Annotated in this window: 24 protein-coding genes and 1 tRNA gene; 14 read left to right on the forward strand and 11 right to left on the reverse strand. The window is 67.6% G+C overall.

Annotated elements, in window-relative coordinates; all coding sequences use genetic code 11:
- The first annotated feature begins 52 nt into the window (after positions 1–52).
- Positions 53–802: a DsbA family protein gene (locus BPODLACK_RS11240; protein WP_159405316.1), complete on the forward strand. Its 750-nt coding sequence runs from the start codon at positions 53–55 to the stop codon at positions 800–802.
- 109 nt (positions 803–911) lie between these two features.
- A tRNA-Ala gene (locus tag BPODLACK_RS11245) sits at positions 912–984 on the forward strand.
- A gap of 86 nt (positions 985–1070) precedes the next feature.
- On the opposite strand, the gene BPODLACK_RS11250 is transcribed toward BPODLACK_RS11245, so the two are convergent.
- From BPODLACK_RS11250 to BPODLACK_RS11265, 4 genes are all read right to left on the reverse strand, one after another.
- On the reverse strand, positions 1071–1448 hold the full coding sequence (locus BPODLACK_RS11250) for a VOC family protein (protein ID WP_159405317.1): 378 nt from the start codon (positions 1446–1448) through the stop codon (positions 1071–1073).
- A gap of 52 nt (positions 1449–1500) precedes the next feature.
- Entirely contained in the window at positions 1501–1734 is a 234-nt protein-coding gene (locus tag BPODLACK_RS11255; protein ID WP_159405318.1) for a hypothetical protein, read from the reverse strand.
- Between the two features lie 47 nt (positions 1735–1781).
- On the reverse strand, positions 1782–2981 hold the full coding sequence (locus BPODLACK_RS11260; protein ID WP_159405319.1) for an NAD(P)/FAD-dependent oxidoreductase: 1200 nt from the start codon (positions 2979–2981) through the stop codon (positions 1782–1784).
- Between the two features lie 126 nt (positions 2982–3107).
- Positions 3108–4091, reverse strand: a complete 984-nt coding sequence (locus tag BPODLACK_RS11265; RefSeq protein WP_159405320.1) for a hypothetical protein — start codon at positions 4089–4091, stop codon at positions 3108–3110.
- Between the two features lie 418 nt (positions 4092–4509).
- Between BPODLACK_RS11265 and aqpZ the strand changes: the two genes are divergently transcribed.
- The 4 genes from aqpZ (at position 4510) to BPODLACK_RS11285 (ending at position 8061) form a co-directional block, all read left to right on the forward strand.
- Positions 4510–5301, forward strand: a complete 792-nt coding sequence (gene aqpZ, locus BPODLACK_RS11270; protein WP_159405321.1) for an aquaporin Z — start codon at positions 4510–4512, stop codon at positions 5299–5301.
- 41 nt (positions 5302–5342) lie between these two features.
- On the forward strand, positions 5343–7007 hold the full coding sequence (gene abc-f, locus BPODLACK_RS11275; RefSeq protein WP_159405322.1) for a ribosomal protection-like ABC-F family protein: 1665 nt from the start codon (positions 5343–5345) through the stop codon (positions 7005–7007).
- A 190-nt stretch (positions 7008–7197) separates the two neighbouring features.
- The gene (locus tag BPODLACK_RS11280) at positions 7198–7572 is read left to right on the forward strand and encodes an ArsR/SmtB family transcription factor (protein ID WP_159405323.1); all 375 of its coding nucleotides are present in this window, start codon (positions 7198–7200) and stop codon (positions 7570–7572) included.
- A 3-nt stretch (positions 7573–7575) separates the two neighbouring features.
- Positions 7576–8061: an SRPBCC family protein gene (locus BPODLACK_RS11285; protein ID WP_159405324.1), complete on the forward strand. Its 486-nt coding sequence runs from the start codon at positions 7576–7578 to the stop codon at positions 8059–8061.
- A gap of 58 nt (positions 8062–8119) precedes the next feature.
- Here the strand turns inward: BPODLACK_RS11285 and ygiD are convergent, their stop codons facing one another.
- Positions 8120–8980 (reverse strand): 4,5-DOPA dioxygenase extradiol, encoded by an 861-nt coding sequence (gene ygiD, locus BPODLACK_RS11290; RefSeq protein WP_159405325.1) that lies wholly within the window; start codon positions 8978–8980, stop codon positions 8120–8122.
- 174 nt (positions 8981–9154) lie between these two features.
- Here ygiD and BPODLACK_RS11295 point away from each other — a divergent pair, with 174 nt between their 5' ends.
- Both BPODLACK_RS11295 and BPODLACK_RS11300 read left to right on the forward strand, forming a co-directional pair.
- Complete coding sequence (locus BPODLACK_RS11295; RefSeq protein ID WP_159405326.1) at positions 9155–10390, forward strand: serine hydrolase domain-containing protein; 1236 nt, start codon at positions 9155–9157, stop codon at positions 10388–10390.
- Positions 10391–10483: 93 nt separating this feature from the next.
- Positions 10484–11725 carry a cation:proton antiporter gene (locus BPODLACK_RS11300; RefSeq protein WP_159405396.1) on the forward strand — a complete coding sequence of 414 codons (1242 nt, stop codon included), beginning with the start codon at positions 10484–10486 and terminating at the stop codon, positions 11723–11725.
- On the opposite strand, the gene BPODLACK_RS11305 is transcribed toward BPODLACK_RS11300, so the two are convergent.
- Complete coding sequence (locus BPODLACK_RS11305; protein ID WP_159405327.1) at positions 11679–12725, reverse strand: PHP domain-containing protein; 1047 nt, start codon at positions 12723–12725, stop codon at positions 11679–11681. The two genes, BPODLACK_RS11300 and BPODLACK_RS11305, sit on opposite strands and share 47 nt — an antisense overlap.
- A 93-nt stretch (positions 12726–12818) precedes the next feature.
- Positions 12819–13163, reverse strand: coding sequence for a histone-like nucleoid-structuring protein Lsr2 (locus BPODLACK_RS11310; RefSeq protein WP_159405328.1), 345 nt, complete (start codon positions 13161–13163; stop codon positions 12819–12821).
- Positions 13164–14255: 1092 nt separating this feature from the next.
- Between BPODLACK_RS11310 and trhO the strand changes: the two genes are divergently transcribed.
- The 6 genes from trhO to BPODLACK_RS11340 all read left to right on the forward strand — a co-directional run bounded on the left by trhO (position 14256) and on the right by BPODLACK_RS11340 (position 19747).
- Entirely contained in the window at positions 14256–15101 is an 846-nt protein-coding gene (trhO, locus tag BPODLACK_RS11315; protein WP_159405397.1) for an oxygen-dependent tRNA uridine(34) hydroxylase TrhO, read from the forward strand.
- Complete coding sequence (locus tag BPODLACK_RS11320; protein WP_201450611.1) at positions 15089–16153, forward strand: CobW family GTP-binding protein; 1065 nt, start codon at positions 15089–15091, stop codon at positions 16151–16153. The genes trhO and BPODLACK_RS11320 overlap by 13 nt, the downstream gene beginning before the upstream one ends.
- Before the next feature lie 222 nt (positions 16154–16375).
- Positions 16376–17401 (forward strand): N-acetylmuramoyl-L-alanine amidase, encoded by a 1026-nt coding sequence (locus BPODLACK_RS11325; RefSeq protein ID WP_024498249.1) that lies wholly within the window; start codon positions 16376–16378, stop codon positions 17399–17401.
- Between the two features lie 33 nt (positions 17402–17434).
- Positions 17435–18358, forward strand: a complete 924-nt coding sequence (locus tag BPODLACK_RS11330; protein ID WP_006435911.1) for an SDR family oxidoreductase — start codon at positions 17435–17437, stop codon at positions 18356–18358.
- Positions 18355–19137 (forward strand): fructosamine kinase family protein, encoded by a 783-nt coding sequence (locus BPODLACK_RS11335; protein ID WP_024498250.1) that lies wholly within the window; start codon positions 18355–18357, stop codon positions 19135–19137. The genes BPODLACK_RS11330 and BPODLACK_RS11335 overlap by 4 nt, the downstream gene beginning before the upstream one ends.
- 46 nt (positions 19138–19183) lie before the next feature.
- On the forward strand, positions 19184–19747 hold the full coding sequence (locus tag BPODLACK_RS11340) for a nucleosidase (RefSeq protein ID WP_024498251.1): 564 nt from the start codon (positions 19184–19186) through the stop codon (positions 19745–19747).
- Between the two features lie 81 nt (positions 19748–19828).
- Here BPODLACK_RS11340 and BPODLACK_RS11345 read toward each other — a convergent pair whose 3' ends face one another.
- From BPODLACK_RS11345 to BPODLACK_RS11360, 4 genes are all read right to left on the reverse strand, one after another.
- Positions 19829–20725 carry a DUF6542 domain-containing protein gene (locus BPODLACK_RS11345; protein WP_035760340.1) on the reverse strand — a complete coding sequence of 299 codons (897 nt, stop codon included), beginning with the start codon at positions 20723–20725 and terminating at the stop codon, positions 19829–19831.
- 4 nt (positions 20726–20729) lie between these two features.
- Positions 20730–21959 (reverse strand): DNA recombination protein RmuC, encoded by a 1230-nt coding sequence (locus BPODLACK_RS11350; RefSeq protein WP_024498253.1) that lies wholly within the window; start codon positions 21957–21959, stop codon positions 20730–20732.
- A gap of 52 nt (positions 21960–22011) precedes the next feature.
- Positions 22012–22605 (reverse strand): methylated-DNA--[protein]-cysteine S-methyltransferase, encoded by a 594-nt coding sequence (locus BPODLACK_RS11355; RefSeq protein ID WP_006435916.1) that lies wholly within the window; start codon positions 22603–22605, stop codon positions 22012–22014.
- Positions 22606–22688: 83 nt separating this feature from the next.
- Positions 22689–24221: a DNA-3-methyladenine glycosylase 2 family protein gene (locus BPODLACK_RS11360; protein ID WP_159405329.1), complete on the reverse strand. Its 1533-nt coding sequence runs from the start codon at positions 24219–24221 to the stop codon at positions 22689–22691.
- Positions 24222–24698 lie beyond the last annotated feature (477 nt).

The raw sequence follows: 24698 nt of genomic DNA on the forward strand, positions 1-24698 counted from the left end.
TTCGGCGCACCTACTCAGCCGTTTATCAGTACTGCGCGGATATTGTCGACACGTGAGCGAAAAGCGTAAGTCGGGAGCCTCGGTGCCCCGTGCCACCACGTCGAAATATCAGCCGAGCGCGCCGTCGAGCACCATGACCTATGTCCTCGGAGGTATCGCGGTCCTGGTGATCGCGGGTCTGGTCATCGGCGGCATCTGGTGGAGCGGTCGCGACAAGGGAACCGCGGACCAATCCGCACTGGCGGCGAGTTCGACGATGATCGTCGGACCGGAGACCGCACCGTTGATCGATCTCTTCGAGGATCCGCTGTGCCCGGTGTGCAAACTCTTCGAGCAGCAGTCGGGATCGGCGATCACCGCGGCGGTGACCGAGGGCAAACTGCGCGTTCGCTACCACACGCTCAACTTCCTCAACCCGAAATCGGCAACCGGGGACTACAGTTCACGCGCCGCGGGTGCGCTCACCTGCGTGGCGCAGGAGCAGAACACCGAACTGTTCCTCCGGTTCCACAGCGCACTGTTCGCCGCGCAGCCGGCCGAGGACGGCACCGGCAACATCACCAGTCCGGAACTCGCCCGCCTCGCGACCGAGCAGGGTGCAACGCCCGCGACCGCGCAATGCATCACCAACAACGACAAGGTGGCGCAGGCGGAGGAGAACGCCCGCACCTCGTCTGACGAACTCGAGAAGGCGGCCGGTCAGGTGGGAACCCCGAGCGTCCTGCACGACGGCAAACCGGTCGAAGGACTGCTCGACGGCACCGGCTGGCTCGACGGCATCCTGAACGACGACAAGTCGTGATCTGCGGGACCGGGCCACCCGAAGGGCCCGGTTCCTGCGGATTTGGTCGGCGTAGAGCCGGTGGTGTAACTTTCCTAGTGCCCTTGAACAGGGCGGAACAACAAAATACGGGGCTATGGCGCAGCTGGTAGCGCACCACACTGGCAGTGTGGGGGTCAGGGGTTCGAGTCCCCTTAGCTCCACAGACGAATCCCGTGCCGACACGTCGGCACGGGATTTTTCGGCTTACTGCTTGCTGCGTCCGCCTCGGCGCTCGTGACCGAGGTGCTCAGCCGAACGCGGGTGGGTCGTACTTCGGTTCATAGATGGTGATCTCGCCGGCCCCAGGAACCTTGACGCCGACGGTGGTCCCCCAGGGTTCCTCCTGCGGCGGACCGGAGAACTCGGCACCTTTCGCCGACAGCTCGCTCATGGTCGCGTCGAGGTCGTCGCACATGAACGACACGTCGAAGCGCTGGTCCGTTCCTCCGCTCGATCCCTGGTACTCCCACGCGCTGGGGTGCGCGCCGAGTTCGCTCGGGCCGGTCGTGAAGATCAACCAGCCGCCACCGGTGTCGACCGCCGGTAGTCCCAGGACATCGCGGAAGAATGCTCGAGCGGCATCGGGGTCGTCGCAGTAGATCAGGGTGTGCAGGCCGGTGATCATGACGACCAGGGTACGTCCCGCACTGCCCTGCGATCGGCCTTCTGGTGGGGCGTCATCCCCGGCGCTTGCGACCCCACAGCAGGTAGACGGCCGGTCCGATGCCGGCGGTCGAACCGACCGACAGGCCGATCACCCAGGCGCGTTTGGGCCCGTGGATCTCCTCGGGACGTCGTCCGGCGAGGTCCCGCAGAGCCCACACCCGCGTGCCCGCGTCGACTGCCGCGACCGCCACGACCGTGGCTCTTGCCGTGGGGGACAGTTCTTTCCAGCGCTTCGACCTGCTCACGGTCACGAGCCTAGCGCCGGACCCGTGGTCGCAGGGCGAGCCTCGCGTCAGACACGTCCGCGCAGGATCAGATTCCAGTACAGACGGGGCAGTACGTAGCGGTCGAACGCCCACGCGCTGCGACGCGGCTTCAGTGTGTCCACGAAAGACGGCAGCGATGACATCAGCGTTCCGTCCCGGTCGAATTCGGCTGCGATCAGACGGTGCGAATCGGTCGCGATCGGTGCGACGGTGTAGCCGTCGTACTCGCGTATGTCTCCGCCGTTGCGCGCGGCGAGGACGTTGTCGATCAGGACCTCCACCTGGCGACGGAGACCACCTCCGGACGGATCGGTGGAGATGGCGGCACCGTCCCCGATCGCCCACACGTCCGGATGGGTTCGATGCCGCAGCGTCCGCGGATCGATGTCGACGAGGCGGCGCTCCTGCGTGCCGGAGAGCCCCGAGGTCTCGATCATCGAGGGGGCGCGGAACGGGGGAACCACGTGCAGCATGTCGAAGTGCAGGTCCTCGGTGTGGCCGGCCGAGGTGGCGGTGACCCGGTCCTCGCCGGGGTGCAGGTCCACGCGGGTGTCGAGGAGGACCGTGACGCCGAGTTCCTCGAGTCGGTCGAAGAGCCGCGCGTCGAGGTCGTCGATGCCGAGCAGGTGGGGACGGTCCACCACCAGCCTGATGTCGAGCGTCGGCAGTATCCCGGTGCGTGCCCAGTGGGCGGCGGCCAGGAACAGGGGCTTCAGGGTCGTGCCCGTGCAGCTCACCGGGGGCGGCGGAACCGTGAACACCGCTCGACCGCCCCGCGGCATCGACGCCACGAGTTCCCAGGTCTTCTCGGCCCGGTCCAGGTAGTTGCTGGTGACCGTCGGGTCGAGGATCGTCTGTCCGACACCGGGCATCGCCTCCTCGTCGGGCACCAGTCCGACCGCCAGGACCAGATCCCGGTACCCCACGACGGTTCCCGATGCACACCGGACCGTCCGGTCGTCGGCATCGACCGACGTCACCGAGTCCTGCAGCCAGGTGGCCGATTCCGGGGTCACCGACCGTTGGGTGCGCTCCGCGTCGCGGAGTGCCGCCTGCCCGCCGCCGACGTAGGACAGCAGCGGGCGGTACGTGTGGACGGCTTGCGGTTCGATGATCGCGACGTCGGACACACCGCGTCGGATCAGACGTGCCGCAGCACTGATACCGGCATTGCCGCCGCCGACGACGATGACGTCGAAACGGCGGGTCTCCCTCGATGTGGTCATGGCCGTGGGTACCCGGTGTGCTCGCCGGGAAACCGGCGGGTACGCACGCCCTCGCGCCCGGCGACGGGAGGCCCGTCCGTCACCCGATCGGCGTCGGGCGCCACCCCGCCTCCGCCGGGCGTCGGGCTAAGCGGCGTCCTCGATCAGCCGGCGCTGCTCGGCGAACATCTCGGCGAGGTTGCCGGTGACCTCGGAACTGACCGACGGCGCACTGTCGCTGAAGGTGTTGTGAGCCACCGAGAACGACACCCCGCGCTCCTCGCCGACGACCAGGGTGCCCACCATGTGGACGTCGATGTCGGAGATCGTGAAGTTGCCGGTCATCCGGAATGCCTTGTAGTCGCCGCTGATCGGGAGCGTCTGCTCCTCGAGCGTGATCGCGACCGGGACGGTCTCGCCGTCCTCCTCGAGGTTCAGCGTGAAGGATTCGCAGGCCGCGAGGATCTCGTCGAAGTCCTGGTAGCTCCCGTCGGCGGGCTTGGTCACGTCGGCGCTGTACTGGTCGAGACCGAAGAAGACCTCGGCCGAGTCGGCGGTCTCGGCGAGCTCGCGCTGCGCGTAGTCCGCGCTGGTGTCGGGGGACTCGACGAGCCGTGCGCATCTCTCGTTGTCGACGCTGGTGCCGTCGTCGTCGGACTGCTCGGTCTCCAGCGTGAATTCGCCTGTGACATCGGGGAAGCCGGACTCCGGCAGGAGCATGTCGACGGCCGTTGCGGTCGGCACGTCCGGCTCGCTGGAGTCTTCGCCGCCGCCGAGGGTGAAGGCCAGGACGACCGCCACCACCACGATGAGGACGAGCAGGAGTCCACCGCCCCCGATGAACCACCACTTCTTACCCCCACCGGACGACGACGGGGGAGGCGGCGGCTGCTGTCCATATGGTTGCTGCCCATACGATTGCTGACCGTACGGCTGTTGTGCTTGGGGCTGTTGGCCATACGGTTGCTGCTGCGGATACGGCTGCTGTCCGTAGGGCTGCCCGTAGGGTTGTTGCGGCTGTCCGTGGGGCTGCGGCGGGTACTGCTGGCCGTAGGGTTGCTGACCAGAGGGTTGCTGCCCATCCTGCGGGCCGAGCCGGGTGGGTTGATTGGGGTCGTAGGGACTACCCACGATGGGCTCCTTCTCTGAGGTGATCGAGCGAGATCGGACCGGTGGCGGTCGTCGACTACGGGAGAGTACCGCGCAGGAATTCCGTGGGCGGGAGGATCGAGAAAGGCCATTCGGTGCCATTCATCTGAATGTTCGGGCTGGTCAGCCGCGATGTCTCACGACGGAAAAGGCGTCCACGACGACACTTTCGCGAATGTTCCGAATGTCGTCTTTCATGCGGTCGAATGAGGATTCCGGACCCGTTTTCTCCTCAGCGCCGTATCGAAGGACACGCGCACGTCAATTCTGGGCATGGGATGGGTAAACCGGCGGACACCGCGGCGGTGCCCGGGTTGCACTCGGGGCACGGTGGCGAGGACACGCCGGCTCGGCGCCGCCGTGCCCGTACCCGACGAGCCGGCGAAGGAGACACGGTCTCATGACAGCAAGTACTCCACGCCGGTTGCTCGCGGAGCTGTTCGGCACGTTCTGGTTGGTCTTCGGTGGTTGCGGCAGCGCCATCTTCGCGGCGAAGTATGTGGCGAACGCCAGCGAGGACAACGACACCCTCATCCAGCTGGGTATCGGGTTGCTCGGCGTCTCACTGGCGTTCGGTCTGACGGTCGTGACGATGGCCTACGCGGTCGGCCACATCTCGGGCGCGCACTTCAACCCGGCGATCACCGTAGGCGCGGTGGCGAGTGGTCGCCTACCGGTCAAGGACCTGCCCGGTTACTGGATCGCCCAGGTCGTCGGCGGCCTGCTCGCCGGTACCCTCCTGTACGTCATCGCCAGCGGCCGAGCGGAATTCGAGGCGACCGGCAACATGGCGGCCAACGGTTACGGCGAACACTCGCCGAACAACTACACACTCCTCGCGGTGCTGATCGCCGAAACGGTCCTCACCGCGTTCTTCCTGATCGTCGTGCTCGGCGCCACCGATGGCCGGGCGCCCGCCGGCTTCGGACCGCTGGCGATCGGTCTGACGCTGACCTTGATCCACCTGATCTCGATTCCCATCAGCAACACCTCCGTCAACCCGGCGCGATCGACAGCCGTCGCCTTCTTCAACGGCAACGGGGCCCCCGGCCAGCTGTGGCTGTTCTGGCTCGCTCCGCTGCTGGGCGGGCTCATCGGGGGCATCTTGTATCCGCTGATGTTCGGCAACGGAAAGTTCGTTCCGGGAAGGGCGCCGGTCGACGAACCGGCGGTCGAGCAGACCCGGAGCTGACCGCGCACGAGGGGCGTCGTCGGTGGTGCGACCATTGACCGATGACCGCAACTCTCGTCGCCAAAGACGTCGCGGGCGGTTACGCCCATCGGGTCCTCTTCGACCACCTCGACCTCACCGTCGCCCCCGGCGATGTGGTCGGGGTGGTCGGTGCGAACGGGGCGGGCAAGACCACACTGTTGCGCGTCCTCGCCGGCGATCTGGCACCACTCGCGGGCACGGTCGCGCGGGCACCGGCAGATGCCTTCGTGGGATGGTTGCCGCAGGAGCACGAGCGGATACCCGGTGAGACGGTCCGCGAGTACGTAGGGCGTCGTACCGGCTGCACGGCTGCCACCGAGGCGATGGATGCGGCCGCCGCGGCGCTCGCCGACGAGTCCTCGGCGACCGGTACCGACGATCCCGCCGACGTCTACGCGGCGGCCCTCGACCACTGGCTGACCACCGGTGCCGCCGACCTCGACGAACGCCTTCCGGCGGTCCTCGCCGACCTCGGACTCGCCACCGACCTCGTCGACCCCGAGCTCACCCCGATGACCGCGCTGTCCGGCGGCCAGGCGGCGCGCGTCGGTCTCGCGGCACTGCTGTGCTCCCGGTTCGACATCGTGCTGCTCGACGAGCCGACAAACGACCTCGACCTCGACGGCATCGCCCGTCTCGAGGAGGTCGTGGCCGGCCTCCGCGGTGGTGTCGTGCTCGTCAGCCACGATCGAGAGTTCCTCGCCCGCAGCGTGACCCGGGTTCTCGAGCTCGACCTGGCCCAGCACACCAACACGGTGTACGGCGGCGGATACGAGAGCTATCTCGAGGAGCGCGAGGTGGCGCGCCGGCACAAGCGCGAGGAGTACGAGGAGTTCGCCGCCAAAAAGGCCGACCTGGTGGCGCGGGCGCGCACTCAACGAGAATGGTCGAGCCAAGGGGTGCGCAACGCGATGCGCAAGGCCCCCGACAACGACAAGATCCGACGCCGTGCCGCCACCGAGTCCAGCGAGAAGCAGGCGCAGAAGGTTCGTCAGATGGAGAGCCGGATTGCGCGTCTCGAGGAGGTCGCCGAACCGCGCAAGGAGTGGGTGCTGGAGTTCACGATCGGCGCGGCACCCAGATCCAGTTCCGTCGTCTCGACGCTCAACAATGCCGTGGTGCGGCAGGGCGAATTCGTCTTGGGGCCGGTGTCGATCCAGGTGAACGCGGGGGAGCGGATCGGCATCACCGGACCCAACGGTGCCGGGAAGTCGACGTTGCTGCGACTGCTCCTCGGTCACCTCGAACCCGATTCGGGTTCCGCGCAACTCGGCGCCAATGTCGCGATCGGTGAGATCGACCAGGCGCGTGGGCAATTCACCGGAACGACCCCGCTCGCCGACCGGTTCGCCGAGCTCGTACCCGACCTGACGACGGCGGATGTCCGGACGCTGCTCGCGAAGTTCGGCCTGCGCGCCGACCACGTGGACCGACCGGTCGGTGACCTCTCGCCGGGGGAGCGCACGCGCGCCGGGCTGGCGCTGTTGCAGGCCCGCGGTGTCAACGTCCTGGTACTCGACGAGCCGACCAACCATCTGGACCTCCCGGCGATCGAACAGCTGGAGTCGGCGCTGGAGTCCTACGACGGGGCGCTGCTTCTGGTGACCCACGACCGTCGGATGTTGGCGAACGTGAACGTCGACCGGCAGTGGCACGTCGAGAACGGTCACGTCATCGAGCGGTGACCGGAGCCGACCGGGCTCGCACCGAGTGCGGTTGTGACCGGTCGACGTCGATCCGACAGCCGGACCTCGGCCGAAGTCTGCCTGTCGAAGCGAAGTCTGGCGGTCGAATCGGGTCCTGCCGGACTCTGAGGCGGCGGCGCCTGGGTCTGAGGGGGGTTGACATACAACCGTTTGGTTGTATGTTGGTGATGTGGCCGACACCACCGGAACATCGCCAGACGACGAGGACAGGGCCGACGCCCTGTTCCACGCGCTGTCCGATCGCACGCGTCGCGACATCCTGCGACGAGTACTCGCCGGCGAACACTCGGTCTCGGTACTCGCCGCGAAATACGACATGAGCTTCGCGGCAGTACAGAAGCACGTCGCCGTGCTGGAGAAATCCGGGCTGCTGACCAAACGGCGTCAGGGGCGCGAGCAACTGGCCAGTGGCGACGTCGCCGCCGTGCGTTCGGTGGCGTCGATGCTCACCGAACTCGAACAGGTGTGGCGTGGCCGTATCGCGCGCATCGACGACCTGCTCACGCTCGAAACACCATCAGCTGCAACACCATCGGAGGAATGAACAATGCCTGTCATCGACATCACGCCGGACCTCGACGCCCGGACCATCACCATCAACGCCGAATTCGCGGCCTCGGTCGAACGGGTCTGGCAGATCTACGCCGACCCGCGTCAGCTCGAGAAGATCTGGGGCCCGCCGACCTATCCCGCGACCGTCGTCGATCACGAGTTCACCCCCGGTGGGAAGGTCACGTACTACATGACCAGCCCCGAAGGTGAGAAGTTCGGCGGGTACTGGAAGGTCGAGACCGTCGACGAGCCGCGATCTTTCACCTTCCTCGACGGGTTCGCCGACGCGGACCTCAACCCGATCACGGACATGCCCGAGTCGCGCAATTCCTACTCGTTCACCGAGAAGGACGGCAAGACCGTCGCCACCTACATCAGCACCTATGCGACGGCCGAAGCGCTGCAGAAGGTCCTCGACATGGGCGTGGTCGAGGGCTCGACCGAGGCGATCAACCAGATCGACGGGTTCCTGAAGGGCTGACCTCGATACGACCCTCGGCCGGCGCCTCGGGTCTACTGGGGTCGCGGGGCGCCGAGCGTCAGATGTTGGAGTCCAGGGACGGGAACCCCTCGGGGAGTTCGGCGGCCGGTGCGTCGCCGAACCGGCTCGTGTTCACGTCCAGCCCGTGGGTGTAGGCGGCCATCGAGATCGAGCCGGCCGCATGTCCGTCGACCAGCAGGTCGAGTGGTGACTCCTGCGCGAGACCGGCGATGTAGAGCAGCGGCAGGTAATGATCCGGTGTCGGCACCGAGTTGGCGAAGTCGGGATGCCCGTCGAGGCTCAGGACACCGGAGGGGTTGTCCTGCAGAACTTCCCGCGCGGAATTGTCGAACCGGTGGGCCCAGTCGTAGCCGCTGTCGGCTTTGCTGAAGTCCACCGCCCGCAGGTTGTGGACGATGTTGCCGCTGCCGATGATGAGCACGCCCTGCTCACGTAGCGGCGCGAGCTTGCGGCCGAGTTCGTAATGGTGCTCGAAGTCCTTGAAGGCGTTGAGCGACAACTGCAGCACCGGGACGGATGCGTCCGGGAACGTGTGCACCAGAACCGACCACGTGCCGTGGTCGATGCCCCAGCTGTCCAGGTCGTGCCCGCACCAGGTGGGTTTGACGACGTCGGAGACCATCTCGGCGACCTCCGGGTCGCCGGGCGCGGGGTATTCGATGTCGAAGAGGTCCTGCGGGAACCCGTAGAAGTCATGGATGGTGCGCGGGCGCGGCATCGCGGTGACCGCGGTCGCGTTGGTGTACCAATGCGCCGAGATCACCAGTATCGCCCGCGGCTTCGGCACCGCCTGCCCGAGCGCACGCCACGCCTCGGTGTACCGGTTCCGCTCGAGGGCGTTCATCGGATTGCCGTGTCCGATGAACGCGGTCGGCATGGTCGGCTGGGAAATGGTCATGATGGCCACCTCGGATCGCGCGGTCGGGTCATCGGAGAGGCTACGCCGCGAACGTGCCGACCGGCTTCGGTGTCGGGGAGTCGGCGATGAGCGCCTCCGGAAGCGGACAGCATTTACGTGCCGTATACGTCGGATCGGGACCTGCCCCGGACGCCGGTGCCAGAAGCTGACCGCATGGCAACGCGCTGGTCGGTGGTCGTGGCAGTACTGATGGTCGTCGTGCTTGCAGCTTGCGGCTCCGACGGGGGGTCGGGTCCGTCCGGATCGTCGGCGACGTCGTCGGACCCCGCCAGAGCCGCGGCGATCGAGCGGATCATCGGGGATTTGAAGGCGTCACAGCACCTGAAGGCGGTGATCGTCCGGGTGACCGCCGACGGCGACGAGGTGATCACCAAGGCGTTCGGCGAATCCCAGACCGGGATCCCGGCGACGCCGGACATGCACTTCCGCAACGGCGCCGTCGCCATCTCCTACGTCGCCGCCGTTCTCCTGCAACTCGTCGACGAGGGCACCGTGTCCCTCGACGACACCATCGGCAGGTGGGTCCCGGACATCCCGCACGCCGACGAGGTGACCCTCGGCCAGCTGGCGACCATGACGTCCGGATACCAGGACTACGTCCTCGGCAACGAGGCCTTCGAGACGACGGAACTCAACAATCCGTTCAAGGCGTGGACCACCGACGAGATGCTGTCCTACGCGCTGGACAAACCGCTGCTGTACCGGCCCGGCACGAACTGGAACTACGCCCACACCAATTACGTCATCCTCGGTCTGGCGCTGGAGAAGATCACCGGCGAGTCCGTCGAGGCCATGCTCCGCGAACGGATCTCGGAACCTCTGGGTCTGAAGAACACCGTCTCGGACCTGACCGCGACCATTCCGCAGCCGGCCCTGCACGCCTTCTCCTCCGAGCGCCGCGGAATCCTGAAGCTGCCCCCGGCAGCGCCGTTCTACGAGGAGACGACCGGCTGGAACCCGTCGTGGAGCATCACCCACGGCGCCATCCAGACCTCGAACATCTACGACGTCGAGGCCACCGGCCGCACACTCTTCGCCGGGGAGACGTTGTCCGAGGAGTCCTACAGGACGATGACCTCGACGCGACTGCGTGGAATCGCCCGTCCGCAGCCGGGGTGCGCGACGTGCCGAGAGATGAACGAGCGCTACACCTACGGGATGGGGGTGGTCCTGACCGGGGACTGGATCGTCCAGAACCCGTTGTTCAACGGTTACGCCGCCGTGGTCGGCTATCTTCCGCAGGAGAAGGTGTCCATCGCGGTGGCGGTGACCTACCTGCCGGAGGCGTTCGGTCCGGACGGTTCCTACACGAACGCGGGCAACCCGATCTTCTCGCGGATCGCCGCACTGATGTCGCCCGAGCACGCGCCACCGATACCACGGGAGTGATGACCGAGCTGCCGACGCCGACAATGCAGTTCGGGGTCGATCGGCAGGTGACGTTCCCGGTGACGACGCCGGTGGCGTGCCACCATGATGAGCATGATCCTCGCCGAGTCCGCGTCGACCGACACCTCGGTGATCGTGTCGCTGTTCTGGATAGTCCTCGTCGCGGCGTTGTCGCCGTTGCTGTCTCGGCTGTCACGAGGCTACGTTCCCGACGCTGTGCTGCTGCTGGTGTTCGGCATCGTCATCGGACCGCACGCACTCGACTGGGCCGACCGCACCGGTATCGACGTGCTCAGCCAATTGGGCCTGGGCATGCTGTTCCTCCTGGCCGGATACGAACTCGACCCGAAGCTGTTGCGCGGCAGGATCGGTCGGGTCGCCCAGCTGTCGTGGCTGGTGAGCCTGCTCTTCGCGTGGGGTGCGGTGGCCCTGGTCGCAGCGACCCTCGCAACCGGTCTGAGTCAGGCCGGTTTCACCGCCCACATCGCGATCGCGATCACCCTCACCTCGACGGCGCTCGGCACCCTGCTGCCCATCCTCAAACAGGCGGGCCTCGACGACACGCGTCTGGGTCGTGCGGTGATGGCGCACGGCGCGGTCGGCGAACTGGGGCCGGTGCTGGCGATGTCGCTGCTGCTGACCAGTCGGAGCTTCGGCGGTGCGGTGATCGTCCTGGTGCTCTTCGTACTGGCCGCGCTGCTGATCGCCGCTGCCCCGCAACGCATTCTCGCGCGCGTCCCCGGCGTCGGGACGGCCCTCGGCGAGTTGGCCGGCGGAACCGTCCAGCTGCCGGTGCGTGTCGTGGTGCTGCTGCTCGTGTCGCTGATGACGGTGGCGGCGGTCTTCGACCTCGACGTCGTCCTGGGCGCCTTCGCGGCCGGTCTGATCCTGCGCCGCCTCATCGGACCCGAACATCCCCGCGTCGGCAGGTCGCTGGAGGTGATCGGATTCGGCGTCCTGATCCCGATCTTCTTCGTCACCTCGGGGATGAACATCGACGTGTCCGCGGTCGCGTCCAGGCCCGGGACGTGGGTGATCCTGGTGCTGGCCATCGCGATCGCCCGCGGCGTCCCCGTCTGGTTCAGCGCCGGCCGCCTCGACGACGGCCACTTCATGCATCACCCGCGGGAGCGGGCTCAGTTGGCGTTGTTCGCCGCGACCGGGCTGCCGATCATCGTGGCGGTCACCGAGGTGGCGGTGTCCTCCGAGCTGATCTCGGCCGAGCTCGCGTCCACGCTGGTCGCCTCCGGTGCGACGACGGTCCTGCTGTTCCCGCTGGTCGCCCGGCTCATCGGGAGGTCCACGCCAGCAACCGATCCGACGGCCACGTCGTGATTATCCGGCCGGGATCGATGTCGTGCTCCACCGCGCGACGCGCCCCGAGGACCTTGAATTCGAGTTGGCCGGGCGCATGCGCGTCGGAATCGATCGCGAACAGACAACCGGCGGCGAGGGCGATCTCGATCAGATCATCGGGTGGGTCCACGCGTTCGGGTCGTGAATTGATCTCGACGGCCGTGTCGTTGGCGGCGCACGCCTCGAAGACGGCACGGGCATCGAAGGTGGACGGGGGTCGGTGGCCGCGTCCGCTGACCACCCGACGACCGGTGCAGTGGCCGAGAACATGAACGCGAGGGTCGGACGCCGCGTTGACGAGCCGGGTCGTCATCGCGTCGTGGTCCATCCGCAGGTGTGAGTGGACCGAGGCGGTGACGATGTCGAGGCGTGCGATCATCTCGTCCGACTGGTCGAGCGCACCGTCGTCGAGGATGTCGATCTCGATGCCGCGGAGGAGGCGAAAGTCGTTGCCCTGTACGCTGTTCCATTCGTCGATGGCGTCGATCTGCGCAGCCAGGCGTTCGGCACTCAGCCCGTTGGCGACCGTCAGGCGCGGCGAGTGGTCGGTGATCGCCAGCCACTCGTGGCCCATTGCCCTTGCGGCAGAGGCCATCTCGTCGATGGGCGCGCCGCCGTCGCTCCACTCGGTGTGGGCATGGAGATCCCCGACAACGGCGGCGACGAGGTCGTCGGCACCTTCGGGCGGGATGGACGGGTCCTCGTCCTGGAGTCGGGCGAGGTAATCCGGCACCCGGCCGGCGGCCGCCTCTTCGAGGACCGATGCCGTGGTCTTCCCGATTCCCTTCACCGTCGTGAGGGATCGGCTCGACGCCCGGGCGCGCAGATCGTCGGGCGCGAGCCGCGCGGCGGCCTGGGCGGCTCGCCGGAAGGCCTCCACCCGATAGGTGCTCTCCCGTCGCTGCTCGAGGAGCCAGGAGATCCGGGTCCGCGCGTCCACCGGGTCGATCGGTGCGGTGAGCGGTGCGAGCGGTTTCACGCCCGCACACCGTCGGAGACACCGACCGCCCGGTGCACGAGGTGCAGCCGGGCGGTGGGTCGATCTGCAGAGGAATTCCTCACGCGTGACCGGTCAGTGTGCGGCCTCGAAGGCCTCGATGATGCTCTGCGGGATGCGGCCCCGGTCGCTGAGCTCGTAGCCCTCGCGAATGGCCCACTCGCGGATCGCCTTGGTGGTTTCCTTGTTGCGTCCGCCGCCGGCAGCGGCGGTGGTGGTGGCCGTGCGCTTGGCGGCGCGGCCGGTCTGACGTGAGATCTCGAGGTACTTCGCGAGCGAATCACGGAATTGCTGAGCGTGCTTCGACGAAGTGTCGAACTCGTAATTCTTTCCGTCGAGTGACCACCGGACGGTTTCGTACTGGTCCAAAACCTTGCCGTCGAGATCGTCGATGACCTGAACGATTTCCTTCTTCGCCATGAAACGCTTTCCCCTCGATATGTGTCATGTGACCAAGACGGTTGTGGAGTGCAATCAAATCCCATCCACCCCGTTTTGATCTGTTTTCTCGGTGCACAGCTTAGACCCAAACTATGAGTAGCCGCTGAGAACCCCCGCCTAGACCATAAAGTATTGAAATGCGTTAGGGAAGTCGGACACGATAATTCTCAACGAGTGGGCTCTGTACTGCTGCCCGAGGGACCCGTTCGGGGTGTCTGGGTCCGAGATGTGGTCCGTGATGCCCGAGTCGTGGGGGTGACCGTCGTCGCACGTCGGGCCGATTCGTCTGATTCTTCGGGCGAGAGTGCGACCAGATCTTCTGGTGCGCGATCGGCGGCATAGATGGTGCGATAACCGCTGTCGGTCACCGAGAATCCGGATTTCGAACGGGATTCGAGACAAAAGATGCCGACCGTCTCGACGAGACACGAGAATCGGGAAATGGAAATCGTGTGCCCGAAATCGACTATTGATGAGCGATAGAGAACCGGATAGCGATTGGCACAGGCGCCGCGCTGCGGACCGTCGGAACTCAAGATTGCGTAATCGGGTGCCCAGTCACATGAGGTCGACGACGCAGGGGGAGTGTTGCGCCGCGTCGACGGACCGGAGTCGCCGGCATCGTCGATACGACAGGCCATCGACGAGCTGCCGTTGGTGCCCGTCGAGCAATTGACCGATCGATCCGGTGTGGAGAAATGGAAGCCGGACGAGTCCTGTAGCGGTGAATCGGCGGTCACCGACCCCTGATGAAAACGCGAATTGTCGACCCGGGGCGCCAATGCGACCACGCGGCCGATTGTCCAATCCGGGAGATTCTGTGCCGTGTCCTCAACCGTGGTGGATGTCGTCGACGCCGACTCGACCTCGGTGAGAGTCGACAGTTCGTCGGTCGGCGGAATGACGATCCGGGACGGCGCGTTGTCGGTCGGTAACGAGCAGCCCGCGATCGTGACGATTGCCGCGGCGGCCAGTGTTGCGATCGAACCGCAGATCACGCGGCCGAAATGGGTCGGCCGCCGGCTGGGGACGGGTACGGGCCGCCGCGATCGATTTCCGTACCCTTGCATTGTGTCGACCCCCAAGATCGTTCTGTTCTACGTCTTCGTCCCGCTGCCCGATCCGGAAGCCATTCGGTTGTGGCAGCTGTCGGTGTGCGAGTCGCTCGGGCTGCGGGGCAGGATCATCGTTTCACGGCACGGGATCAACAGCACCGTCGGTGGCGACATCGCTGCGGTCAAACGCTACGTCAGGACCACGCGTTCCTACCCCGGGTTCGCCGAGGCCGACATCAAATGGTCCGACGGCACGGGTGATGATTTCCCGCGACTGAGTGTGAAGGTGCGCCCGGAGATCGTGACCTTCGGTGTCCCCGACGAGATCGTCGTCGACGAGAACGGGGTGGTGGGCGGCGGCACCCGTCTGACACCCGACGAGGTGCACCGGCTCGTCGACGAACGCGGCGACGAGGTCGTCTTCTTCGACGGTCGCAACGAGATCGAGGCGCAGGTCGGACGGTTCGACGGGGCGGTGGTCACCAAAGCGCAGACCACGCGCGACTTCGTCCCGCTGATCGAGAGCGGCGCCTACGACCACCTCAAGGACCGCCCGGTGGTCACCTACTGCACCGGCGGTGTCCGGTGCGAGGTCCTCAGCACGGTGATGCGCAATCGCGGGTTCGGCGAGGTCTACCAACTCGACGGCGGCATCGTCCGGTACGGAGAGCGGTATCGCGACGACGGACTCTGGCGCGGCTCGCTCTACGTCTTCGACAACCGGATGAGCACGGAGTTCTCCGAGCGCGCGGAGGTGCTCGGCCGGTGCGTCGAATGCGGTTCTGCGACGAGCAACGTGGCGAACCATCCCGATCGCGAGGGCCGGGACCTCGCCGTGATCTGTCCGGCATGCCTGGGCTGAGCGCCGCGCGGACGGCCCGGCCGCCGGTCCCGGTGATCGTCGTCGCCGGCTTCCTCGGATCGGGCAAGACCACGCTTCTCAACCATCTGCTGCGCACCGCGGGTGCCTCCGGTACGAGGCTGGGTGTGCTGGTCAACGACTTCGGATCGGTCAACATCGACGCCCTGCTGGTGTCCGCCCAGGCCGACGGCGCGGTGAGCCTGAGCAACGGATGTATGTGCTGCACGGTCGACGCCGACGGTCTCGCCGACGCGCTGACCTCCCTGGTCCGCCCGAGCGCGAAGATCGACGCGATCGTGATCGAGGCCAGCGGGATAGCCGAACCGAGGTCACTCATCCGGATGGTCACCGCGGTGGCGGATCCGCGGCTTCGTTACGGCGGTCTGGTCTACGTGGTCGACGCCGCGCACATCCACGCGCTGCGCGAGGACCACCCAGAGGTCGACGCGCACATGGCGATAGCCGATCTCATTCTGGTCAACAAGTCCGACCTGATCACCGGCGCGGACCTGCGAACCGTCGAAGAGATTGTCGCGCAGCTGAACCCGACCGCAGCGGCGATGGTGACCCAGGAGGCCCGGATCGACCCGGCGCTGTTGTTCGACATCGACGAATCGGCCGGGACCGACGAACCGCGAAGCGGACAGCTCACCCTCGACGAGCTGTTGCTCGAGGAACACGACCATTCCGGTCACGACCACCTGCACGCCGGGTACGAGGCGATCACCTTTCGGAGTGATGAACCGCTCGACCCGCGTCGGCTCGCGCGGTTCCTGGAGCGACCGCCGAGCGGATGCTTCCGGATCAAGGGAATCGTGCACTTCGACCGGCCGCGGTATCGGCAGAAGTTCGTCGTACACGCTGTGGGCGGGTTCGTCCGGGTGAGCCGTGAGTCGTGGGCGTCGCGGACGCCGTCGACCGAACTCGTCGCGATCGGTCGCGGTCTCGACGCCGAGGCCGTGAACGCTGAGTTGCAGGCCGCGATCGCGCGTCCGGAGGATGCGGAGGACGAGCACGGCATTCTCGGCGTCCTGCGCCACGTGCCCGACTGAGCGCCGGCACCCCGCGACACGTGTGGCGCCGATCACGCGACACGCCGGGTCACATGTCACATTCGGCTAACGAAATCCGGAACGCCCAGGACGCGCATTTCGCAAACTCCGCTCGTCCTGTTTCACTGTTAAGTCTGTGACCAGTGTGACCAATGGTGCCTAACGGGAGGAGTGAGGCGAATGACCGGAGCTGAGATGCGCGGTCGCCGCCTCGAAACGCCGATGTTCCAGAAGATGATGAAGAAGCGCATGATGACGACCGCCTTCGCCGTGACGGCAGTGGCGTCGACCGTGATGGCGTCGAACCTGGTGGTGGCGCCTGCGCAGGCCGTGCCGGCCCGTGGGACCGCGCTCGCGGGGAAGACGATCTTCCTGGACCCGGGCCACCAGGCGAGTGCTGCCGGTCGGAGCCTCAGCGCGCAGGTGTCCGACGGGCGCGGCGGCAAGAAGGACTGCCAGACCACCGGTGCCACGGGGGTGAATGGGGCCAAGGAGCACACCGTCAACTGGCAGATCACCCAGCTGGTCAAGGCCGGCCTGGAAAGCCAGGGCGCCCGAGTGGTGCTCAGCCGGCCCGACGACCTCGGGTGGGGTGGCTGCGTCGACGAGCGTGCCGCCGCGGCGAGCCGGTCCGGCGCAGCGGTCGCGGTCAGCCTGCACGCCGATTCGACGAGCCGCGGGGCGGACGGCGCCAAGAAGGGCTTCCACATGATCGTGCCGTCGCTGCCGATCCCGGACGCCAGCGTGAACCGCGTGCAGTCGGGTGAGGGGCGCAAGGCGTCGACCGTCATGCGCGATTCCTTCCTCGCTGCCGGCTTCCCGTCGGCCAACTACGCGGGGGTGAACAACGGCATCCAGACGCGTCCGGACATCGCCGCGGTCAACCTGACCAAGGTCCCGGCCGTCTTCATCGAGATGGGCAACCTGTCCAACCCGGCCGAGGCGGCCGCCCTGGCCGGACGCGATGGCCAGCTGAAGTACGCGACGGCCATCACCGACGGCATCCTGAAATACGTCAACGGCAATGCGGCCACCGGCGCCGGACCCGCACCTTCGGTGCCGCCGGCCGACGACGCCAGCGGGCTGTCCGCGGTGATCCCGTTCGTGCAGCAGCTGCTCGCCACCGAGGAGCCCGAGGCCGTCGTCCAGTTGCTGGCCACCCAGGGACAGGATGTGTCGGCGCAGGTCCTCAAAGCGATGCTCACGATTCTGTACGGCCTGTTCGACGGGAAGCTGCCGATCAGCTGAGCCCGTCCACCTCCGGCGGCTAACCTCGGCCCCATGGGCATTCGAGATCTCCTGGTGATGGACACTCCGGTGCCGTCGTTGCGCGGACGCAAGGTACTGATCACCGGGGCGGCGAGCGGGATCGGACGCGCGACCGCCGAGGCGGCCGCCGCACGAGGTGCCGAACTGGTGCTGACCGACCTACACGCCGATCAGCTCGACGAGGTCGTCGCCGGAATCCTCCGCGCCGACGGCACCGTGCTCTACCACCTCGCCGGAGACGTCTCCGACTACGACTGGGTGGCCAACTTCGCGCGGCAGGTCGACGCCGAGGTCGGCGTGATGGACGTCGTGATGAACATCGCCGGGATCTCGGCATGGGGCACGGTGGAGAATCTCGAGCACCGCCATTGGCGATCGCTCGTCGACGTCAATCTCATGGGCCCGATCCACATCATCGAATGCTTTGTGCCGCAGATGGTCCGGCGGGGGAGTGGCGGACACATCGTCAACGTGTCGTCGGCCGCGGGGCTGCTCGCCCTGCCGTGGCACGCCGCCTACAGCGCGAGCAAGTTCGGGATTCGCGGTGTCTCCGAGGTGTTGCGGTTCGATCTGCGGCGTCACGGTATCGGGGTGTCGCTGGTGTGTCCGGGCGGTGTGGACACCCCGCTGGTCGACACCGTCGAGATCGTCGGCGTCGACCGTGACGACCCGCGAGTCAAGGCCGCCATCAACAACTTCCACAAGGTCGCGGTGTCACCCGAGACCGCGGCCGCGGCGATCCTCAAGGGGATCCGCAAGAATCGGTTCATGGTCTACACGTCGTTCGACATCCGGTTCGGATACTGGTGGGCGCGGAAGTTCGCCCTGCCCTACGAGATCGCCATGCGGGTGGCCAACGATCGTTTCGACAAGCTCGCGCGGGTCAGCGGCACGACGCTCGAGGCGCGGGCACGCGACCACCATTCGGCGCAGTGAGCCGCGTCTTCCGTAAGACGCTGCGGAGCAGCGGCCCGCCGGGCGGTCACCGGGACTTCTTCGCGGCCGAGGTCGCCGGGTTGCGCTGGCTCGCCGACTCCGGCGCACCGGTGGCGAAGGTGCTCGCGGTGAGCGAGGACGCCATCGAACTCGAGTACCTCGACACGACGCGTCCGGATCGCGAGGCCGCCCGGGCCTTCGGAGCTGCGCTGGCGGGCATGCACGACGCCGGTGCCCCGCGGTTCGGTTCGCCGCCCGCGGGTTTCGACGGCCGGCTGTTCATCGGCCGGCGCCCGCTCAGTTCGGTCGAATACGACTCGTGGGGCGAGTTCTACGCATCCGAACGCGTCGAACCGTATCTGCGTCCGGCGCGGGAGGCCGGCAATCTGACCGCTGAGGACGAGGATGCGGTCCGCGCCGCCTGTGAGCTGGTGGCGAGCGGAGTGTTCGACGACGACGAACCCGCGGCCCGTATCCACGGCGATCTGTGGAACGGCAACGTGCTCTGGACCTCCCAGGGCGTCGTCATGATCGACCCCGCTGCGCACGGGGGTCATCGGGAGACCGACCTCGCGATGCTCGCGCTCTTCGGCTGCCCGCTGCTCGACGAGATCATCGACGGCTATCAGGAGACGCACCCCTTGGTACCCGGTTGGCAGGACAGGGTCGAGGTCCACCAACTGCACCCGCTCGCGGTGCATGCCGCCGGGCACGGACCCGGCTACGGCACCGCTCTGGGCCGGGCCGCTCGGGCGTCCTCGGCGCTCGCGCGTGGATGACGCACGCGATAATCACCCGGTGTCTGATGACGGTGTGCGGAGTGGTGTGTCCGGAAATGTTCTGATCGTGTCGGCGACCCGCGCCGAGGCGCGGCATCTGCCGGCGGGTTCACGGCTGCTCATCACCGGGATCGGCAAGGTCCGGGCGACGATGGCGTTGAGTCGCGAGCTCGCCGCCGGTGCACCGGTCCGGCAGGTGATCAACATCGGCACCGCGGGGGTGCTGCGGGACGGAGTCGTCGGTCCCGGGCGCGATCTGTTCATCCCGTCATCGGTGCTCGAACACGACATCAGCAGCGCCGAACTACGCGCCATGGGCTATGAGATGACCGATCGCTGGGAACTCCCGGACGGTGACGGAACGGTGCTGGCCTCGGGGGACACCTTCGTCGCCGACCCGGTGCGGCGGGCCCAGCTGGCACGCCACGCGGACCTCGTCGACATGGAGGGATGCGCGGTAGCCCATGTGAGTGCGCAGTTCGGGATCCCGTGCCGGCTGGTCAAGGCGGTCACCGACAACGCCGACGAGGGTGCGATGGAGTGGCCCGAACGGCTCGACGCCGCGGCACGCAAGCTGGGGCACTGGATCGAACTCAACGCCGGCGGCTGACGCTCGTCGGAGACCCCGCTGTCGCGGCGACCGGTTGAATCCGCCTGGCGCGTGCGACCGGAGGTGGCGATTCTGGGCGCGTCAGGAGCGGGTGTCGGCGACGCCTGCCGGACCGGCGTCGGTGGCCGACTCGTACGTCTGGAACCCGGACGGGGCGGGGTCGGTCCGAGGCGTGTCGGACTGACCCGAGAGCGGTGCGTCCGACGGGGTGAGGTCGGGTCCGGCGAGATCCGCCACCGTCGGACGCGCGGTTGCCGGGGTCCGCTGGGTCCGTTCGACGGTCGCCGTACGCGCCGACGGGGCCGGGCGTTCGGAGGCGGAGCCGGGACGGGACCGCTGGGGGCGCGACCGGTTCGACGGCGACTTGGCGGTCTGGCCGGCGCCGGCCTGCTGGGCCGTGCTGCTCTTGGCCCGACGATGCGTCGTCGCGCGCTCGGTCGACTCGCCGGTCTTGGCGCGGTCGGTCTTGTCTCGGCTCGCGCGAGTCGACGCACCGCGGGACCCGGTCGGCTTCTCCCGACCACCGGAGTTCTTGTCGTCGTCGCCGCGGGTCAGGAACCAGCGGACGAGCACCATGGCCAAGGTGACGAGGAAGACCGTCAGCATCCAGGGGAAATCCGCGGCGATCGGCAGCAGCACCTTGAAGATCAGGCTCTTCAGACCGGACGACGCCTGCTCGGAATTGAGGCCGTACAGCGTGACGATACTGACGAAGAACGCGATCAGCGGCGGCTGGGCGGCAGCGGTGAACAGTGCGCGTCGACGCACGGCCAGAGCAGCGAGGACACAGCCGACGAGATAACAGAACTTGTAGATCCCGCCGAGCGAATCGTTGCTGCCGGCGTCGATCGCCGCACCGAGGGCCGTGATCCCGGTTGCCAGGAGAACGGCACCCCACCACGGCACACCGCGGACCGTGGGCAGCACGGACTGCTGGTCCAGGGGTACCGCCGTCTGTAGGCGTTGTGGGGAAGGCACATGGTCACGGTACCGGTTCATCGGCGGAAAACGCTCCACCCCCGGACCGTGGCGTGGACGTGGCCGCCGATGTCGACGCAGGTGTCGCGACGGATTCGGCGGACCTGCAGGTGTCGTGGATCACGCGGGGTCGCGGCGGTTCGGCGACCTCGCCCAGGGCGTCGAGTTCGGCCAGTCGTCGTGCGGTGACGCCCAGTCGGCTCTCGACCGACCCGATCGTCGAGTTGTAGGCGTCGACGGTGCGCTGCAGCGATGTGCCGAGCGACCCCAGATGACCTAGTACCCCGGCGAGACGTTGGTGGAGTTCCATGCCGAGGGCATGGATGACCGCGGCGTCGCGGGCCATCGCGTCGTGGCGCCAGCCGAGGGCGACGGTCCGGAGCAACGCGATGAGGGTCGTCGGAGTGGCGATCACCACATTGCGTGCGAAGCCGTACTCGAGGACCTCGGAATCGGTGCGGACGGCGGCTTCGAGGACCGCGTCGGCGGGGAGGAACAGCACCACCATCTCCGGCGTGTTCTCGAAGGCCGTCCAGTAGGACTTCGCGGACAACCGGGCGATGTGTGCGCGCAGCGCCCGGGCATGCTCGCCGATCAGACGATCCCGGGCGGCGGCCTCGGTGGACTCGGCGGCACGCAGATACGCCTCGAGGGGCACCTTGGCGTCGACGACGATGTCGCGTCCGCCCGCGAGGTGGACGACGAGGTCGGGCCGGACCGTCGCGCCGGCCTTGGTCTTGTCCGGCAGCGACACCTGGGTGCTGAAGTCACAGTGTTTGGTCATCCCGGCGAGTTCGACGACCCGTTCGAGCTGCACCTCGCCCCAGCGGCCGCGCGAGTGGGAGCTGTGCAGTGCGTTGGCGAGCTGCCGGGTCTGGTCGTTGAGCGCGACGGATGCCGCGTGGATGCCGCGAACCTGCTCGGTGAGCCCGGCGTACGCGCCGATCCGATTGGACTCGACCCGACGCAGTTCGTCGGAGAGCTGGGCGAGGGTCGCGCGTAGCGGTTCCACGATGTGCTGCACCTGGCTGCCGATCGCCGTGGACTGCCGCCGTGCCGCATCCTCGGTGGCCCACGACAACGACGACGCCACCTCGCTGCGTCCCTCGCGCAGCATCTCCACCTCGGAGCGGGCGGCCGCCACCACCCCGGCGCTGCGCGCGGCGTGCGCCCACCACCCGAGCGCGATGCCGAGCAGGACGCCGAACACGAGTGACAGGGCTGCAGCGATCATGCCCCGATGGTGGCGGATGCCTCCGACAAAACGCCGTCGCCGCAGCTCCGGCTCAGTCCTCCGCTGGTGCCTCGAAGTCGAGCAGCCACCTCTTGATGTCCAGTCCGTAGCGGAAGCCACCGAGCGTTCCGTCGCTGCGCTTGACCCGGTGGCACGGCACGAAGAGTGCGGCGGCATTGCGCGCACACGCGGTCGCCGCGGCGCGGATGGCGGCCGGTTCGCCCGCGCGCTCGGCGAACTCGGTGTAGGTGACCGGCCGCCCGGGTTCGACGAGACGCAGCGCGTCCCACGCCTTGTTCAGGAAGGTGCCGCCGGAGAGCTGGACCACCTCGACCCGGGACGGCGCATCGACCTCGCCCGCGTAGTACGCCGACACCGCGTCGGTGAGTCTCCCGAGCGTCACGGAACGCTGCAGTGACTCCGGACGCAACGATCGGTGGATGAGTGCGGAGAGATAGGCGGGATCGTCGGTCCACCCGGATGCGAGGACGCGCTCCGAGTCGTCGGCGATCACGGTGAACGGACCGTTCGGGGTGTCGAGGGTGGCGTAACCGGCGGCGGTGGCAGTGCCGGGGGTGACGGGGTCGTCGGCGGCCGTGGTGTGGGCGGTCGGTCCGTCGGTGACGGTGGGGGACGGTGCAGGCATGGCGTTCCTGTCGGGTCGGGGTTCGAGTCGAATCGGTGTCGGATGGGGCGTCATCGGATCAGGCGTCATCTGGGGTCCGCTCGTCATACGTCCTCGCCGGCGCCGGCGAGGCGGTGTCGCCACAGGTGCATCGTCGCGTACGACCGCCACGGTGCCCAGTGATGTGTGTCGCGCAGATCGAGTCCCAGGTCGGCCGCGGCCCGGGCGACGACCAGGTCGTTCGCGAGCAGGACGTCGGGATCGCCCGTCACTCGCATGGTGACGATGTCGGCGGTCCAGGGGCCGATTCCGGGCAGCTCGATCAGTTGCGCACGTAGGTCAGACGCATCGACCCCGGCATGCGGTTCCACCCGACCTTCGGCGAGCGCCTCGGCGACCCCGATGACGGCGTCGATCCGGCGGCGCGGTCCGCGCAACACTTCGCGTCCGTGGGCCGCGATGGCGGCCGAGGTGGGAAAAGCCTTCGGTACCCGATCGGCGCCCGAGGTGGCACCGTCGGGCAACGCTTCGCCGAGCGCGTCGACGAGCCGGTCGATCTGATGTCGTGCGGCCGCGAGACTGACCTGCTGTCCCAGCATGGTGCGGATGATCGTCTCCGCGGGGTCGAGACTGCCCGGCACGCGGAGTCCGGGCGCGGTCTCGACGACAAGGCGGAGAGTCGGGTCGTCGGCGAGGGTCTCCGCGGCGGCGGTGATGTCGGCATCGAGGTCGAGTAGCCGACGCAGACGGTTCACCGCAGCACCGAGGTCGCGCATGTCGAGTCGGGAGAGAACGACACCGACGTGGTCGTCATGGGGTTCGATCTCGGCGATCGCCGAGCCGTGCGGGAGGTTGATGACACGCCGGAACCGCCAACCGAGGGGTGCGTCGGAGTCGTCGATGACGGTCTCGACCCCCGCTGCCGCGTGTGCGGACAGAAACCAGCGCATCCACGTCCAGCGGTAGGGCGCGCGAAACGGCAGGCGCAGGCTGACACTGCCCGGAGCCGACGGTGCTTCGGCGTGTGGTCGGTCGCGACCGTTGCGGAGTCGCCGGAGTTCGGTCGGGGTGAGTCCGAAGACGGCGCGGATCGTGTCATTGAACTGCCGGATGCTGGCGAAGCCGGCGGCGAAGGCGACGTCGGACATCGGTAGCGTCGTGCACTGGATGAGCACCCGGGCGTTGGTGGCCCGGTGCGCGCGGGCGAGCGCGAGCGGACCGGCACCCAGGTGGTCGGTGAGGACACGGTTGAGATGGCGGGGTGAGTACTTCAGCCGTGCCGCGAGACCGCCGACACCCTCACGTTCGACGACCCCGTCCGCGATCAGCCGCATCGCGCGGGCGGACATGTCGGCGTTCACATTCCACAGCGGAGAACCGGGGACGGCGTCGGGAGCACATCGCCGGCAGGCACGGTAGCCCTGTTGCTGGGCCGCGGCCGCGGTCAGCACGAACGCGACATTGTGTGGTCGCGGCGTCTGCGCGGGGCACGACGGACGGCAGTAGATCCCGGTGGTCCGGACGGTAACGAAGAACTGGCCGTCGAAACGTGCATCCCGTGCCTGGAGGGCGCGATAGCAGCGGTCGAAGTCCGGAGCCGAGCCCGGGACGGTGTGTTCGACGGAAGCTGTGGTCACCTCTCCACTCTGACATTCGGCGGGATCGACTTCTGGCGGAAATCGGACGCGACATGTACGGCCGAATCTGTGATCTGAGTAACAGTGCTGTGGCACGATTGCGCCATGTCCACACGGTTCGATGGCCGACGGCGAAGCCGGCACGACGACCTGCCCCTCGCCGGGCTGCCCGGATGGGGCCTGGAGATGATGATGGGTCTCTACGGCCCCGAGACCATCAGACGCGCACTAACCGAAGAGGCCGAACAAGGCATCGCGCCCGTGCCGTGGGATGGTCAGCGGGCCGACGAGTCGCCGATCCGGCCGTTCGACGCGCCGGAGTCGAGATGTGTGGCCGGGACGACATCCCGCCGGTCTTCAATCAGGTTGACGCCGAACTCGAGGCGCTCAATTCGCTGATCCGCTTCATCGGACGCAAACTGCGCCGACGCTGACCGGTCGCGGCATCCCTGAGCTGTTCGCATCCGCGGCGACCGT

The sequence above is a fragment of the Gordonia sp. YY1 genome, from assembly GCF_009872315.1.
GTDB classification, from domain to species: Bacteria; Actinomycetota; Actinomycetes; order Mycobacteriales; family Mycobacteriaceae; genus Gordonia; species Gordonia amicalis.